At 45.9% G+C, this 895-nt stretch carries 1 protein-coding gene; it reads left to right on the top strand.

Features of this window, described 5'->3' with window-relative positions:
- Positions 1-502 precede the first annotated feature (502 nt).
- Entirely contained in the window at positions 503-700 is a 198-nt protein-coding gene (locus tag R7093_RS24500; protein ID WP_318146922.1) for a hypothetical protein, read from the top strand.
- The last annotated feature ends 195 nt before the right edge of the window (positions 701-895 follow it).

Below are 895 nucleotides of genomic sequence, written 5' to 3'. Positions count from 1 at the left end.
CTCATAATCGATTGGTCCGCAGTTCAAGTCTGCGAGGGGCCACCATTATTCCTTAAGGCTTATGGAGAAATCCGTACGCCTTTTTTCGTTCTAGTCCTTTCCATATCCGGTCTGCGATTACTTCCGGTAAGCTCTGGTCCATCAGGTCAGCCGAAACTCTCCACGTAGTCACCACAGAGTCACTCTTCCCCTATCAGAGTGATATCCACCATCAGAACCTTCTCTCGTCTGTACAACGCGAATCAGAGCAGATACATACCACTCAACACCAGAACTAAACCCCAGAAAAAATTCGCGCTGGAACCAACAAAAATATAACCAACATTCCGTTCCATTAGGTTCAGTTATTAATATAAATATTATTTAGAGACCTGAATGGGGTTCTAGCTGAGATTACGCAGGAGACTCAGCACCGAAGATTAGAAACAGATGAATGTTGAATCATGATGACCGATTACCCTCAGTGGTAATCGGTCTGTTATCTCTCAAGTGATTTAGGTCAGTGATCATCGGCACTCAACCACAGCACCAGAAACAACAGCTAATCACTGGACTGGTATTCATACTCAGAACGGAATTACCAACAGCACACTGGATTGCAGCGCGAACCTGCTATGAGTTAGGGTGTCAAGTTGGGTTGATGGAATCAGATGGAACTCCCGTCGACGACGACGGCAAACTGGACGGAAAACCTAAATAGGAAATTTACATTAGGGTTCGTGTCCAGTTCGGTATCTAGCCAAAATTACAGCTAAAGACCGGATAGAGACCGGACCGACGACGGCGTCGCGATAATTACAGAAACTACATCATGCAGGAAGTTAGGCAGGATAAGCCTTAGAGTGAGATTACAGGGCCAGTCTGGTGTGACCGACCCAGCGATCTAGGATTTTAG

The organism is Vibrio sp. 1580 (genome assembly GCF_033340055.1).
The sequence above is the reverse complement of the archived record's forward strand: the minus strand, read 5'-3'. Positions and strand labels throughout refer to the sequence as shown.